The organism is Bacillus sp. FSL R7-0166 (assembly GCF_038008935.1).
Taxonomy (GTDB): domain Bacteria; phylum Bacillota; class Bacilli; order Bacillales; family Bacillaceae; genus Bacillus; species Bacillus altitudinis.
In genome coordinates this window covers 3,289,553-3,303,522 of record NZ_JBBPAC010000001.1, presented here as the reverse complement: position 1 = coordinate 3,303,522, position 13,970 = coordinate 3,289,553, and the positions used below count along the sequence as shown (strand labels likewise).

General features: G+C 40.6%; 14 protein-coding genes. 9 read left to right on the top strand and 5 right to left on the bottom strand.

What is annotated here, in order from left to right:
- Positions 1–2: 2 nt before the first annotated feature.
- Positions 3–416, bottom strand: a complete 414-nt coding sequence (locus NST01_RS17145) for a MarR family winged helix-turn-helix transcriptional regulator (protein ID WP_026050165.1) — start codon at positions 414–416, stop codon at positions 3–5.
- A 347-nt stretch (positions 417–763) separates the two neighbouring features.
- Here NST01_RS17145 and spoIIID point away from each other — a divergent pair, with 347 nt between their 5' ends.
- The 4 genes from spoIIID (at position 764) to NST01_RS17125 (ending at position 4,051) form a co-directional block, all read left to right on the top strand.
- Positions 764–1,042 carry a sporulation transcriptional regulator SpoIIID gene (spoIIID, locus tag NST01_RS17140; RefSeq protein ID WP_008343327.1) on the top strand — a complete coding sequence of 93 codons (279 nt, stop codon included), beginning with the start codon at positions 764–766 and terminating at the stop codon, positions 1,040–1,042.
- Positions 1,043–1,227: 185 nt separating this feature from the next.
- Positions 1,228–2,229, top strand: a complete 1,002-nt coding sequence (mbl, locus tag NST01_RS17135) for a cell shape-determining protein Mbl (protein ID WP_007497573.1) — start codon at positions 1,228–1,230, stop codon at positions 2,227–2,229.
- Positions 2,230–2,363: 134 nt separating this feature from the next.
- Positions 2,364–3,203 carry a flagellar hook-basal body protein gene (locus NST01_RS17130; RefSeq protein ID WP_017360018.1) on the top strand — a complete coding sequence of 280 codons (840 nt, stop codon included), beginning with the start codon at positions 2,364–2,366 and terminating at the stop codon, positions 3,201–3,203.
- Between the two features lie 29 nt (positions 3,204–3,232).
- On the top strand, positions 3,233–4,051 hold the full coding sequence (locus NST01_RS17125) for a flagellar hook-basal body protein (RefSeq protein ID WP_007497568.1): 819 nt from the start codon (positions 3,233–3,235) through the stop codon (positions 4,049–4,051).
- A gap of 14 nt (positions 4,052–4,065) precedes the next feature.
- Here NST01_RS17125 and NST01_RS17120 read toward each other — a convergent pair whose 3' ends face one another.
- The gene (locus NST01_RS17120) at positions 4,066–5,121 is read right to left on the bottom strand and encodes a tetratricopeptide repeat protein (RefSeq protein WP_165379176.1); all 1,056 of its coding nucleotides are present in this window, start codon (positions 5,119–5,121) and stop codon (positions 4,066–4,068) included.
- 219 nt (positions 5,122–5,340) lie between these two features.
- On the opposite strand from NST01_RS17120, the gene fabZ reads away from it, so the two are divergent.
- On the top strand, positions 5,341–5,775 hold the full coding sequence (fabZ, locus tag NST01_RS17115) for a 3-hydroxyacyl-ACP dehydratase FabZ (protein ID WP_326114905.1): 435 nt from the start codon (positions 5,341–5,343) through the stop codon (positions 5,773–5,775).
- Between the two features lie 126 nt (positions 5,776–5,901).
- A complete protein-coding gene (gene mscL, locus NST01_RS17110; RefSeq protein WP_007497563.1) occupies positions 5,902–6,297 on the top strand; it encodes a large conductance mechanosensitive channel protein MscL in 396 nt (131 codons plus the stop codon).
- 27 nt (positions 6,298–6,324) lie between these two features.
- Here mscL and NST01_RS17105 read toward each other — a convergent pair whose 3' ends face one another.
- Positions 6,325–6,735: a YwpF-like family protein gene (locus NST01_RS17105; RefSeq protein ID WP_003215215.1), complete on the bottom strand. Its 411-nt coding sequence runs from the start codon at positions 6,733–6,735 to the stop codon at positions 6,325–6,327.
- Between the two features lie 117 nt (positions 6,736–6,852).
- Between NST01_RS17105 and NST01_RS17100 the strand changes: the two genes are divergently transcribed.
- The 3 genes from NST01_RS17100 to NST01_RS17090 all read left to right on the top strand — a co-directional run bounded on the left by NST01_RS17100 (position 6,853) and on the right by NST01_RS17090 (position 9,403).
- Entirely contained in the window at positions 6,853–7,209 is a 357-nt protein-coding gene (locus NST01_RS17100) for a hypothetical protein (RefSeq protein WP_008343305.1), read from the top strand.
- Positions 7,210–7,600: 391 nt separating this feature from the next.
- Positions 7,601–8,461: a Cof-type HAD-IIB family hydrolase gene (locus NST01_RS17095; RefSeq protein WP_029575441.1), complete on the top strand. Its 861-nt coding sequence runs from the start codon at positions 7,601–7,603 to the stop codon at positions 8,459–8,461.
- Positions 8,462–8,614: 153 nt separating this feature from the next.
- Positions 8,615–9,403 (top strand): STAS domain-containing protein, encoded by a 789-nt coding sequence (locus NST01_RS17090; RefSeq protein ID WP_019743575.1) that lies wholly within the window; start codon positions 8,615–8,617, stop codon positions 9,401–9,403.
- Between the two features lie 73 nt (positions 9,404–9,476).
- Here NST01_RS17090 and NST01_RS17085 read toward each other — a convergent pair whose 3' ends face one another.
- Together NST01_RS17085 and NST01_RS17080 are read right to left on the bottom strand one after the other, a co-directional pair.
- Complete coding sequence (locus NST01_RS17085) at positions 9,477–12,254, bottom strand: DEAD/DEAH box helicase (RefSeq protein WP_017360014.1); 2,778 nt, start codon at positions 12,252–12,254, stop codon at positions 9,477–9,479.
- The gene (locus tag NST01_RS17080) at positions 12,241–13,848 is read right to left on the bottom strand and encodes an SWIM zinc finger family protein (protein ID WP_017360013.1); all 1,608 of its coding nucleotides are present in this window, start codon (positions 13,846–13,848) and stop codon (positions 12,241–12,243) included. The genes NST01_RS17085 and NST01_RS17080 overlap by 14 nt, the downstream gene beginning before the upstream one ends.
- Between the last annotated feature and the right edge of the window lie 122 nt (positions 13,849–13,970).

Here is a 13,970-nt window from a genome sequence, read left to right as displayed (position 1 = left end):
TCCTATTCAGTTGATAATTTGTGTAAAAGTGTATGGAGGAGTTGTTTTTCTTCGTAGGTAAAATCTGAAAGACATTCTTCTTCAAATTGTTCCATCGTCTGTTTGATTTTTTTAAACTTTGCTTTTGCATCGTCTGTCATGACGATGAGATTCTCACGTTTGTCTTTTCCTTGGACTCGTTTCACCCAGCCGTTTGCTTCTAGACGCGTCACGGTTCTTGTAATCGTCGGTGCTTCGACGTTCAAATAGGTCCAAATGTCTTTTTGCGTTTTAGGACCGAATGTATCCAAACAAAAAAGTACAGTCCACTGGGACATGTACAAGTCATAAGCAGCAAGCGCTTCGTTCGCTTTTTTAGACAGCAGCCGCGCGCTTTGATGTATTTGATGTAAACACTCTCTGTTTAACGTATCCATAGGCTCACCTTTATTCATTATTTATCTAGGTAAATAAAATCACCTTTCCTATTTTACGTGTTACACCGATGCTTGTAAAGTGAAAATTTTCGGCACTCGAAATGATTTTTTGTTTTGTCTTTTCTGATAAATCCCTTGTCCCATCTTCATTTTTAGCATATTCCCTATGCAATGCTAATACACTGTTACAAACCTGACAAAGAGAGTGTTTGAGGTGAGGGATCGTGTTTGGCATTTGCTACCTAATGGATGAGAAATTAAGACGAACAAGCGCCGCTGAAAATGGATAATATTGATACGGATCTCATTTCACACTTCTCACATCCATTTTAGGGAGGTCGAGTGGTGTGCACGATTACATCAAAGAGCGAACAATCAAGATAGGAAAGTATATCGTGGAGACAAAGAAAACCGTTCGTGTAATTGCGAAAGAATTTGGAGTCTCTAAAAGTACTGTACACAAGGATCTAACAGAAAGACTGCCAGAAATTAATCCAGATCTGGCTAACGAAGTGAAGGAGATACTGGATTATCATAAATCAATCCGTCACCTGCGAGGGGGAGAAGCCACAAAGTTAAAGTATAAAAAAGAAGAAATTTTAGAAGGTGAGCCTGTAAAACAGTAAGCTTTAGTTCTTTGTTCATAAACATGATATATATATCTTCCTCTTATCGGTAGTTTCTAACCACAAATTTTGTAAAGACTTTTGTAAAGAAATATCTTTTTTTCTTCAAATTATGATAGAATATATAATTAGGGCAGAATGTGGTATTTGCTATGGAAACAGATTTTCAAGGAGGATATATATAGATGTTTGCTAGGGATATTGGAATTGATCTTGGTACTGCAAATGTACTGATTCATGTCAAAGGAAAAGGAATTGTGTTAAATGAACCATCTGTTGTCGCTCTTGATAAAAACAGCGGGAAAGTATTAGCTGTTGGAGAAGAAGCGAGACGTATGGTTGGACGTACGCCTGGGAATATTGTTGCGATTCGTCCATTAAAAGATGGCGTAATTGCTGATTTTGAAGTAACTGAAGCGATGCTCAAGCATTTTATTAACAAATTGAATGTGAAAGGGCTGTTCTCTAAGCCGCGTATGCTCATCTGCTGCCCGACAAACATTACATCTGTTGAGCAGAAGGCAATCAAAGAAGCTGCTGAAAAAAGCGGCGGGAAGCATGTATTTCTTGAAGAAGAGCCAAAAGTAGCAGCAATTGGTGCTGGTATGGATATTTTTCAGCCAAGTGGAAACATGGTCGTAGATATTGGAGGCGGAACGACAGATATCGCTGTCATCTCGATGGGTGACATTGTAACCGCCTCTTCTATTAAAATGGCTGGAGACAAATTTGATCTGGAAATTCTCAACTACATCAAAAAAGAGTACAAGCTGTTGATCGGTGAGCGAACTGCAGAGGACATTAAGATCCAAGTTGCAACGGTATTCCCAGACGCACGTCACGAAGAGATCTCGATTCGTGGACGAGACATGGTGACAGGATTACCAAGAACGATTACCGTCACAAGCAAAGAAGTAGAAGAAGCATTACGTGAATCTGTATCTGCCATTGTTCAGGCTGCGAAACAAGTTCTTGAAAGAACACCACCTGAATTATCAGCTGATATCATTGACCGCGGCGTCATCATTACTGGTGGCGGAGCGCTTCTAAACGGGCTTGATCAATTGCTTGCAGAAGAGCTGAAAGTACCAGTTTTCGTTGCAGAAAACCCAATGGATTGTGTAGCAGTTGGTACTGGCGTGATGCTTGATAATATGGACAAGCTGCCAAAGCGTAAACTCAGCTAATGATTTCCCTCATTCTTTTTAGAAAGAATGGGGGATTTTTATTAAAGAAGCCTGCCAATATGCCGATATATTTCATAGAAGATTGTGTACTGATGATTTTAGGTCATGTGAAAGAATTTGAATGAGGTGAGCACGTGTTAAAAGGACTATACACCGCAACATCTGCCATGATCGCTCAAGAGCGGCGGACAGAAATGCTTTCAAATAATATCGCAAATGCGAATACTCCAGGCTATAAAGCAGATGAAGGGGCCATGCGCGCATTTCCAGAAATGCTGCTAAGCCGAATGGAATCAGGACGTTTCCAAACATCTTCAGGCAAAGGCTTTAGTATCCCGCAGCAAACGGCGATTGGCGGAATTAATACGGGAACATACATGCAGGAGTTAATTCCTCAATTTACACAAGGAACATTAAAAACAACGGATCAAACAACGGATATCGCATTAGTAGAAAATAATGTACCCATCAACCCAGAGACAAATCAAAAGTCAGCGCTTTTTTATGCTGTGAATACACCAGAAGGCGTTCGTTATACGAAAAGCAGTTCCATTACATTGAATGATCAAAATCAGTTGACGATCAATGGACGTGCCCTTCTTTCCGTGACGGGCCAGCCGATTACCGTTCAAAGTGAGAATTTCAAAGTGAACGCAGATGGAACCGTGAGTGAAAACGGACAAAACCTTGGACAAATTGATGTACGTGTTGCAATGGATACAAGAAACCTTGCGCGTGAAGGAAATGATTTATACCGTACAGCTGATAATCAGCCTCTTCCAAGTGCGGTCAATAACGGTCAAATGTCCTATACATTAAGCCAAGGTGTATCAGAGCTGTCGAACGTTGATGTGACGAAATCATATACAGAAATGACAACAGCCTACCGCGCATTTGAAACAAACCAAAAAGTGGTTCAGGCATATGATAAGAGTTTAGAAAAAGCAGTGAACGAAATCGGAAGAGTGTATTAATGAAGAAATGAAGAGAGAGGAGGATTCTCATGCTTAGAACGATGATCAATGCAGCTGTGTCGATGAACGAGGTGCAAAAGCAGCTTGATATCATTAGTAATAACATCGCAAACAGTGAAACAACAGGGTATCGCGCGAAAAACACCCGTTTTTCAGAGCTGGTCAGACAACAGTTTAATCAGGTAGATGAAAAAAATGAGCAGGTGGCAAACAGTCGTCTGACACCTGCTGGTTTAAGGCTTGGAACTGGAACGATGGTCAATGCATCCATTAACTCATTGCAAGGGTCTATTAAAGAAACAGGCCGTGACCTTGATGTTGCATTTGGTGCGCCATCTCAGTATTTGCAGGTCAATGCTGGCGGTAACATCCGGTATACAAGAGATGGCTCTCTTTATTTACAGCCAGGAAATAATCGGAATCAAGTCCAGCTGGTGACAAGCGAAGGCCATCCGATTCTTGACGAAAACGGGAATGAGATTGTCTTAAATGCGAATTTCCGTGATATTTCTATCGATAAAAATGGCCGGCTTACAGCTATCTCTCGAGGCAATCAACCGAATCAGCAGGTGAACCTTGGGGTTGTTCAAGTGAATAATTCTTCAGCACTCATCTCTGAAGGAGAAAATTTGTTCTCAGTCGACGGCAACTATCAAGGCGCTTTAACGGCACTGAATGGGGCAAACCGTCAGGCCATTCAACTTCAGCAAGGTGCACTTGAAACGTCGAATGTGGACATGTCTAAAGAATTAACAGACCTCATGACAACACAGCGTTCGTATCAGATGAACTCAAGAACCATTACGATGGGCGATCAGATGCTAGGACTCATTAATACCATTCGATAATGAGCAGGCGGATGTCAGCCTCTCATGATAAAAAAGGCGGCTCGCTCAAAGTCGCCCTTTTTTTTATAAAAATCTGAGACATCTGCAAGCAGATCTTCAAGATCAATCCAGGCTTCTTTTCGTTCAAGACATGTGACGAGTGTAGCAATCTGTTCATCTGCCTTGGGCGTTTGGCTGTAGAGAAGGAATAAAATTTGGAACTTGATTCTTAATAGATCAAATTGGGCATCAACGGCTTCTTTTAGTCCTTTTTGAATATACTTCATTCCTTCATCAGTTAAATTCTCTTTAAAGCAGGAACGCACAGTTTCATAGAGACACGATACATAGGAGTGGGCAGATTTCCGGTATGCTGGGAGCCGAAGCGCTTTTTTAAAGTATTCTAGTGCTTCCTTATGACGATTCTGTCTCGACTTGATAAAACCAGCGTCATAATACACGATACCAAGCAGTTCTTGGTCATCAATCATTTTCACGTATTCGATAATTTCAATAAAAATAGATTCTGCTTCTTCATATTTTTTTTGATCACTAAAGTTAAGTGCGAGCACAATTTTGCACCGATAAATGCTGTGGATATCCCCGTGCTTTGCAAAGATATCCATGGCTTTTTCAACATGTCGAATGGATAACAGTGAATAGCGGTTGTTATAATAAACACCACTTGTACGGAAATGAAACTCCGCTTCCTCTAGCTCATCGTCTAGCAGGGGCAGTTTTTCTTCTGCTTTTTCAAGATAATGAATGGCATCATTTTGATCGCTCTTTAAAGATTCGTATAAACCGAGAAAAAAGTAAAAATAATATTGCAGTTGATCATTCATTTGATCTTTGTGGAGCATGAGTTCATGCTTCAGTTTTTCTAAGTCTTCTGTTTGATTCATCCAGAGCTGGTGCCGAAAAAGTATAAGCTGATAATGTAAATGAAGCTCCTGTTTCTTTGACAATCTACGTTTATATTTGGTTAAGGACGTTTTGATCTCTTCAGCCTTCGAAAAATGTCGATGTTTTAGCATTGTATACCACGAATGGAGAAGTTTTTTAATGGATTTATCGCTTATAAAATTCATTTTTACCCTCTTATTCAATCAATGATGTAATATATATTACCATATTTGTGAAAAAACGATGAGTGTAGAGTGGATTATATTTCATGACAATAGGTAATAATAGATGTTATTTTTTACCATAATTGTTGGCTAGACATTGAAAAATGACTGCATTCATAATATACTTCAATAGGAATCAAATGAAGATTAGCGATATAGAAAAGAAGGAGAGATCAAGACATGCTTGATGCTCAGCAAATTCAAGACATTATTCCACACCGTTATCCATTTTTATTGGTTGACCGTATTTTAGAAATTGATGGTGAGAAAAGAGCGGTTGGAATCAAAAATGTCACAGTAAATGAAGAATTTTTTAATGGCCATTTCCCAGGATACCCCGTCATGCCAGGTGTGCTTATTGTAGAAGCGCTCGCTCAAGTTTTTGGGGTCATCATGTTAGGTAAAGAAGAGAACAAAGGGAAAATTGGTTTGTTTGCAGGGATTGACAGCTGCCGATTCAAAAGACAGGTCAAGCCCGGCGATCAGCTACGTTTAGAGGTTGAAGTCACGCGTCTTCGCGGTCCAGTTGCCAAAGGAAAAGCAGTTGCAACAGTAGATGGCGAAGTGGCATGTGAAGCAGAACTGACATTTTCTATCGGTCCGAAAGTATCGTAATATGTCTGACGGTTCATCATGTATGAACCGTTTTTTATATGGAAACATTCAGCCCAAGCGGATAAGGACTTGCTTTTTTGACAAAAAAACGTCATATTAGACAAAAAAAGATGAAGGTGATAAAGAATGCTGAAAGAATTTAGAGAGTTTGCCGTCAAGGGGAATGTAATTGACCTGGCTGTCGGTGTCATCATCGGGGGAGCATTTGGCAAAATTGTCACTTCTCTTGTGAATGATTTAATTATGCCGCTTGTTGGTATTATTGTTGGGGGGCATGATTTTAGTGGATTGTCTATTAAAATCGGTTCTGCTCAAATTTTGTATGGAAGTTTCATTCAAACAGTGGTCGACTTCTTGATTATCTCCTTTTCCATTTTTATCTTTATTCGTTATTTAAATAAATTAAAACGGAAAAAGGTAGAGGAAGAAGAAGTGGTTGAAACGCCAGATCAAACGGAAGTGTTGTTAACCGAAATTAGAGATCTTTTGAAAAATCAAAGCCAATCGAAAGATGTGCAATAGAAAAAGAGCGGCTCATCCCGCTCTTTTTTATGTGTTCTGTTTAAAAGCATCCAGCAGTTTTTCTCCTGATAGCCCCTCTTTGACGAGGTCTTTTAATACTTCTTCGGTTTCTGTTCTGTAACGATTTGTGATCATTTTACCGTCGAGTAATACAGATATGTTTTCTTCTAAGGCAACGATGTTTTTGACTTGGACCGATAGATGAACAGGGCGGTTGTTTTCTTTTGTAATCGTCACGAGAATCTTTACTTCTGTATGCTGCTGGAAGAGCACCTCAAACACTTGTCTATGCTTCTTTGGAATCAGTGCCTCGATCATCCAGTGATTTTCGCCATCTTCTTTATTAATGATTAAGCCGTCACGAAGGGGAATGCTGGACATTTTATCTTGCTTTGGATCAAGTTCGATTTTTAAATCAATCAGCCTAAAGGTTTTCATATTTATCACCTCACAAGCGTTCATTATTCGTAAGTATCATTATAGCATACAACATCTGTATAAATGAAACCGCTGCCTACTCAGAACTAGCTGCATATAAGTGAAAGGAGATGTTTTATGGAGTCCTATCAACTTCGAAACATACATATTGGTGAGGAAAAGGAAAGCAATGTGAGGGTCTATACATGGGGAGATATTCTCTCATTTTGTGATGTGTATATGGAAGAAGGGGAGTCCCTCACTTTTCAATACGTGACAGACGATCAAATGGACTGTTTTGAATTTCAGTTGTCAATTCATGATGGAAGGCTTTGTTTTTATTGGTTTGCGTGGGACGGGTCTGACTATATTCACATGCCTTCTAGTAATTGGATTCATTCAGATGTTTTTTATCAATTTATGAAAAATAAGTATTTCGTCAAACAAAATAAGATGATGTTTTATACGCAAGCGGTAAAAAGTAAAAATGATTGAGAAAATAAAGAATTTGAAGAACGATTTTGTCATTTTCGTTTTTTGTCTCTTGTGCTATTTCTCAGTAGACTAGGGTTAGCTGAAAGGAAAGGAGGCAAAAGGCAAAGGTCTAGCATCTCGCGGCCCCCCTCTAGCTATAGCTGATAGACTTTGCCTTGTACACATATTCACTGCGTAATAGTAGAACCAAGGTTTATTTGTATCAGTCATGTGTCCCCTGTGAATCCCCTTATGCGTATCCGGTCATGTAGCGTGACCGGGTACTCTTATATTCATTGATAAGCCGATCATCCCTTGCAAATAGTGGATACTCATTTCATAATGATGATGGATTTGATAAACGGAAGGTCAACTGAAAATGAAGGCAAAAAAGGAGAGACCGATGACAAACATTCAATTAATCGCAACGGATTTAGACGGAACTTTATTGAACAGTGAGCACAAAGTGAGTCAGGAAAACGAGCAGGCGTTAAAGGAAGCAGCAGCGAGTGGGATTGAGGTTGTCGTTTCAACAGGCAGAGCGTATTTTGATGTGAAATCTATTTTTGATCAGCTTGGGATGAATACGTGGGTCATTAGTGCAAATGGAGCTGTGATTCATGATCCAGAAGGTCAAGTATATCATTCGGCTGTTCTAGAAGAAGAAAAAGCAAAACACATCTTATCATGGCTTGAAGAGCGTGATTATTACTATGAAGTGTTTACGAATGAAGCCATTTACACACCAAACCGCGGCAGGGAGCTTCTGGCGATAGAAATGGACCGCTTAAAGAGTGCAAATCCAGAAACGGATCAGCGTGTTCTTGAGCAAGCGGCTGAAGTTCAATACAGCCAGTCAGGTTTTGCTTATATTGATACATATCAAGAATTGTTTCGTGAGGATCAGAATCTTTCGTTTTATAACATCTTAGGTTTCTCATTTTTTCAAGACAGATTGAAAGCCGGATGGGAGGCGTTTGGACATGATTCTGAATTAACATTGGTTAGTTCGGCTGATCATAACTTTGAAATTGGAGCAAAGGAAGCGTCGAAAGGGCAGGCGTTAACCAGGCTGGCAGAAAAGCTCGGTATTCCATTAAGCCGAACAGCGGCTGTAGGAGACAGTTTAAATGATGAATCGATGATTCGGGCAGCTGGGGTTGGAATTGCAATGGGGAATGCGAGAAAGGATATAAAAGAATTAGCTGATCACGTCACGTTAACAAATGATGAACATGGTGTGGCACATATGATTCAACATCTTTTGAAATAATTGAATCGCATGTATTTGTATAAATGACATAGGGTGAAGCGCATTCTACAAAAGAGGAATTCAGAACTACTTCTATTTACACCTGCTATGGAACATCATATAATTTAATTATGAATATAACCCGCTTGTAAGGAAGTTAAGGAGAGTAAACGAATGGCGCTGGAATCTTATAAGTCCGACAATCTGCATTTAATCAAGGAAGCCTTAGACTATACTCAGGTTGGCCTGACGGTGACGGACCCGTCTTTACCTGATAATCCTTTAATATATGTGAACAAGGGCTTTTTAGATATGACAGGCTATCAAGAAACCGAAGTATTAGGAAAGAACTGTCGTTTCCTTCAAGGAGATGAAACTGAACAGATTGCTCTCAAACAAATTAGGACAGCCATTGAAAACAAAGAGGCTGTCACTGTTCAGTTGAAAAACTATAAAAAATCTGGTCAAATGTTTTGGAACGAGTTAAGTGTGGCGCCTCTATGGATTGATGAAAATGAAGGGAAACGCCTTTATTTCGTTGGTCTGCAAAAGGATGTTACGAAAGAGAAGGAACAGCAAGAGCTTCTTGAGCAATCCATTGATGAAGTATTGAATATTTCTGTCCCGATTGTTCCGGTGAAGGATGGTATTTCTGTCCTGCCCATCATAGGTACGTTAACAGCGCCAAGATTTGATAAAATCATCTCAACGGTTTCCACTTATATCTCTCAATCCAAAGACGATTACTTCATTGTGGATCTGTCTGGTTTATTAGAGGTGGATTCATTTGTGGCGGATGCGATCTTTAAGCTAAATGATTTGATTTTAATGACTGGCACAGAACTGATCGTGACAGGTATTAAACCAAATCTTGCGATGAAAATGGGAGAAATGAGAGAGGACTTCCGTGAGTTGAACACGTATATGAATGTGAAATCTGCATTGAAAAAGCTGCAAATTTAAGCATTCCTTTAGATGAGATTAAAAAAAGAGGACTTTTCATCACGCCCTGAGAAAAGTCCTCTTTTTGCTGTCATTACGATGATTGAGCGGCTGCACTTAACGTGAATAAATCTTCTAGTTCGTTCGTTGACAGCTCTGTAATCCAGCTTTCACTTTGGATAATTTGATCATTTAACGTTTGTTTTGTTTCGAGCATTTGATCAATTTTTTCCTCTATCGTGCCGGTTGTGATCATCTTATGGACATGAACAAACCGCTTTTGCCCGATGCGGTAAGCACGGTCTGTTGCTTGGTTTTCTACAGCAGGATTCCACCATCTATCGTAGTGAATGACATGATTGGCGGCGGTTAAGTTTAGTCCGGTTCCTCCTGCTTTTAAAGAAAGAATTAAGATGTTGAACTCTTTTTTCTGGAAGCGTTCCACCATTTTGTCCCGATCATGTTTGGATAAGCTCCCATTTAAAAATTGAACTGGTTCTCCAAACATCTTTTCGGCGAGCTGTTTGATCATGTTGCCCATTTCAATATACTGCGTAAAAATGAGGCAGCTTTCTCCTTGTTCGTGTATGGCTTTTAACAGCTCTGCTAATTTATCCATTTTTAATGAACGCTTCAACAATTTTACATCTGTTCCGCTCTCTTTTAAATAAAGAGCAGGGTGATCGCAAATTTGTTTGAGTCTGCCAAGCATACTTAAAATGATGGCTTTCCGCTGCATCCCTGTTAATGAGGCCATATGTTCGAATGTATCTTTGACCAGCTGTTCATATAAAGATGCCTGCTCTGCAGATAACGGGATGAATTCTTTTTCTTCTAGTTTCTCTGGCAGATTGAGTGCGACTTCTTCATCTTGTTTTGTCCGTCTTAATAAGAATGGCTTGATCAGCTGCTGCAGCTGTTGGATTCTTTTTTCTTCACGGTCTTTTTCAATCGGAAGGACGAATTTTTTATGAAAACTGGTCAGGCTGCCGAGATATCCTTTGTTCACGAAGTCGAAAATAGACCAAAGCTCTGTCAAACGGTTCTCCATCGGTGTCCCGCTGAGGGCAATGTGGTGCTGTCCTTTTAATTGCCTAATGGCTCTCGATTGTTTCGTATGGGCATTTTTAATGTTCTGGGCTTCGTCTAAGCAAATGGTATTCCATTTGGCTGCTGTTAATTCATCACGGTCAGAATGTGAGAGACCATACGAAGTGAGGACGATATCTGTTGATTCGTACGCTTTTGTAAAGTTCTCACCTTGTGGACGTGATGGTCCATAATGCAGAGCGACATTCAAATGTGGTGCGAATGTTTCTAGCTCTCTTTGCCAGTTCCCTAATACGGAAGTCGGTGCAATGATGAGAGATGGAGCGGCGTCTTGTTGATGCTCCTTCAAATAGGTGAAATAAGCGATCATTTGAATCGTTTTTCCAAGACCCATATCATCTGCTAAACAAGCCCCGAATCCATGAGACCTTAAGAACAGAAGCCAGTTGACACCGTGCTGCTGATACGGGCGCAGTGTGCCCTTAAAGGACTCACTCATCTCGTAGGATGGCAGCTCTTGTGTATCATTTAACTGATGAACAAGCCCTCGTAATTGAGACGAAAGTTCAAATTGAATATGGGCAAAGGCCGAACTGTCTAGCAGCTCAGGAATCGACTCAGAAGAGGCCTCTTGGTCTGCGAGTTCACGTGACAAAATATCCGACATATGAAGTCCTTCGTTCTCAGCGCGCTCCATCCATTTCTTCATTTGCTGGATAAAGGTCGGATCGATTTTAATCCATTGTCCACGAATATTGACAAGACGACGTTTACTTTGAACAAGCTCGTTGAATTCATCTTCTGTCAGCTCAATCCCGTTTGTGGCAAAGCGCCAATTAAAGTCCATAAGGGCATCCATTCCAACGTGCGATTCGCCTCGTGGTGTGGAGGAAATCCGTGCTTTTAGCATCATGGTGCTTTCTTTGACGATTTGCCACCATGATGGGAGCAGGATCTCAATCCCCATGTTCACAAGTGTTTCACTCGCTTCAGACAGGAAGAGCCACGCTTCTTCTTCTGACATGAGGGTGGTACCAGATGTAAATGAGAGCCAAGGGACAATCTGACCGAACCGCTCCAGCTCTCTGGTGATTTTTTCTTGAAACGGACGCCATGATTTTTTTAAAGAACGGATGCCTTCAAAGAAATGCAGATCACTGTTTTTCTTATCACGCAAAAACAGTTCAATTTTCCAATCATCTCCGTCGAAATCAGGCTCATTTAAACGCAAGCCGACAGTGAAAGGCGTCTCATCATCAATCCAGCCGATCGTTTCCAAGAAATCCTGTTCATCTAAAAAATGACCTTGGAAGGAGGAAAGAGCAGGCGATTGTGCAGTCATTCGGTTCCATTTGTGCTGCAAGGCATCATCATATTGAATGTAATCCTGTACGGCAAAGGAGAACCAATCAGCTGTGTAGCCATCTAACAGACCTTCTTTGTCTTTAAAGCGAAGCATTCCTTTTGTCCAAGCCTCGAAATCTGGGACAAAATCTTCATCCTCGATGAATTCGTAAATGGTTGAGGCTGTTTTCATAAGCGGCTCTGTTTCATCCGTTAACGTCACATGGCTGAAAGTATTAAATGAATTTTTCCCTAACAATTCAACGGTCATCCAAGGACTTAACAGGAAGGCAGGTGTGCCAATAAAGCTCACATCTTCTAAGAATGTTCCGTAAAAAGATGATTCGTGCCATTGGAAAAGCTGCCTCTTCATTTCATTTAGCGGTACAGGCTGTCCGTCCTCTGCTTGCGCTGAAATGGTGAAAGAGAAATCTTCGGTTTGTTCTGCATGAATGACAATTTGTTTATGGCGTGTCATCAATTAATTTTCCTTTCTTCATTTCCTCTTGGAACGCACGCAGCCGTTTTGTTGAATCTTGCAGCTGCTGTACATATCTTTCCCACACCGCGGTTTTTTTCGTTTTATGATAAAGCGTACGCAGTTTTTTGAGCATTTTCACAGATTCCCGGTAAGCACTTCGATTCTTTTGATCGAGAAGCAGTGAGATTTCCCGGTGGTATGAAGGAATGAGTGCTTCAGGCTCTTCCTTTGCAATCTGTTTTATTAATTCTTTCTCCAACTCACTGATAGAGAAACCAACGAGGCTGTGTATTTCAATCCATTCTGCATAGCGTTCTTGTGCATATAAGAGCTGACTATATTCAGTAAATGCATAAGGCATACAGATTTGAAGATAGCGTTCATACAAGAAATGATCTTTCGTCTGTTTAAAGTATGCGTCTAAATAAAAGAAGAAATCGCTGACGGCTCCACGCAGTTCTCTATAAGATAGGTCAAGCTGGCAATATTCTTCTAATACATATGTGATCTCTTGATACCAAAGTTTGAGACGCTTCCAGTCCTTGCGGTTTGTGAGATCCTTTAGCCAATTGAGCACATTTGGCAGCATATCTGCATTGAGCAATTTTAATTGCTGGAAGAGTCTTTCGTCTTCTTTTAGCAAATAATCCATATGCATCAGCCCAATGGTGCGCTCAACCGTTTGCTCCTGCTGTTGGGCGCTCTTGAGTAATTCTGTTTCTTTTTTGACCCATTTCCCTCTATTTAATATAGTTCCCCACATTTCCATAAAGACCGCAACTCGTTCATGCTGGAAAGGTCCGCTGATTTGAAGAAGTGTCCGAACGGCAGTTGGTGTGTTTTCAAGAAACGGATCGAGGGAAAAGGAAAGGGCGTATGTCCTCAAATGATCCACTGAATCAAAAATGGTGTTCATGAGCTGTTCTACATATGGATTCATTGAATAAAAGTCTTTTTCGGCATCGAGGCGGCCGAGGTCGATTAGCTCATGGAGCCTTAACCACACATCGATAGACGTATGAATCGCATACAAACTCTTGAATTCAGGTGAAGTGGGTGCGTGTTTTTTCAGGATCGATAAATAGCCGTAATACAAATGCTGTGGTGTTTGCTGGTGCTTCGGTGTCCGTTTCAGCCAGAGGTGAAATTCCTCCTGGAAAAAATTCAGCCAGCTCTGAAGTGATTGTTCATCTGGGCGCTTCACTTGGAAGTGCTGACGAATGAGTTCTTTGCTGCGCTGTAATTCATCCTTCTCTGACCAATTTTCTGTAAAGCCGGTCACACTCTCTACTTGAGCGTATAGCGAAAAGAAGACAGCGAGGATGTGTTTACATAGTCCATCAGCTGGACATGAGCAGCTGCTTCTCACTGGAAACAGCACATGAAGGTGGACTCTTGCTGCCACGACATCATGTACATAAGCTGACCATTCGGTATCAGACTCTTGCTTGAGCCGATATACGCTGTCCTGTCTATAAGTAATCAATGCTTTTTTGATGAGTTGCTTGTTTTCATCTGTTGCAGGAAGAAGTTCTTTGATCTGTTCGGCTGTTTGTTTGATTTCTTCTTCGTTGATGTTGTGCTGAAGCATTTGATCCGCTCCTAACCAAGTAAAAGATTCCAATTCTTTTATTATAGCTCAATGGTGATTTATAAAAAAGTTTTTCATGAAAATGGTCATAAATTTCAAAAGCTGTCGAATGATGTATTAGA

What these genes read in the sequence shown, in the direction of transcription:
- NST01_RS17145 (WP_026050165.1), bottom strand. Translation starts at nt 416, where the DNA reads ATGGATACGTTAAACAGAGAGTGTTTACATCAAATACATCAAAGCGCG.
- mbl (WP_007497573.1), top strand. Translation starts at nt 1,228, where the DNA reads ATGTTTGCTAGGGATATTGGAATTGATCTTGGTACTGCAAATGTACTG.
- NST01_RS17125 (WP_007497568.1), top strand. Translation starts at nt 3,233, where the DNA reads ATGCTTAGAACGATGATCAATGCAGCTGTGTCGATGAACGAGGTGCAA.
- NST01_RS17120 (WP_165379176.1), bottom strand. Translation starts at nt 5,121, where the DNA reads ATGAATTTTATAAGCGATAAATCCATTAAAAAACTTCTCCATTCGTGG.
- fabZ (WP_326114905.1), top strand. Translation starts at nt 5,341, where the DNA reads ATGCTTGATGCTCAGCAAATTCAAGACATTATTCCACACCGTTATCCA.
- mscL (WP_007497563.1), top strand. Translation starts at nt 5,902, where the DNA reads ATGCTGAAAGAATTTAGAGAGTTTGCCGTCAAGGGGAATGTAATTGAC.
- NST01_RS17105 (WP_003215215.1), bottom strand. Translation starts at nt 6,735, where the DNA reads ATGAAAACCTTTAGGCTGATTGATTTAAAAATCGAACTTGATCCAAAG.
- NST01_RS17100 (WP_008343305.1), top strand. Translation starts at nt 6,853, where the DNA reads ATGGAGTCCTATCAACTTCGAAACATACATATTGGTGAGGAAAAGGAA.
- NST01_RS17090 (WP_019743575.1), top strand. Translation starts at nt 8,615, where the DNA reads ATGGCGCTGGAATCTTATAAGTCCGACAATCTGCATTTAATCAAGGAA.
- NST01_RS17085 (WP_017360014.1), bottom strand. Translation starts at nt 12,254, where the DNA reads ATGACACGCCATAAACAAATTGTCATTCATGCAGAACAAACCGAAGAT.
- NST01_RS17080 (WP_017360013.1), bottom strand. Translation starts at nt 13,848, where the DNA reads ATGCTTCAGCACAACATCAACGAAGAAGAAATCAAACAAACAGCCGAA.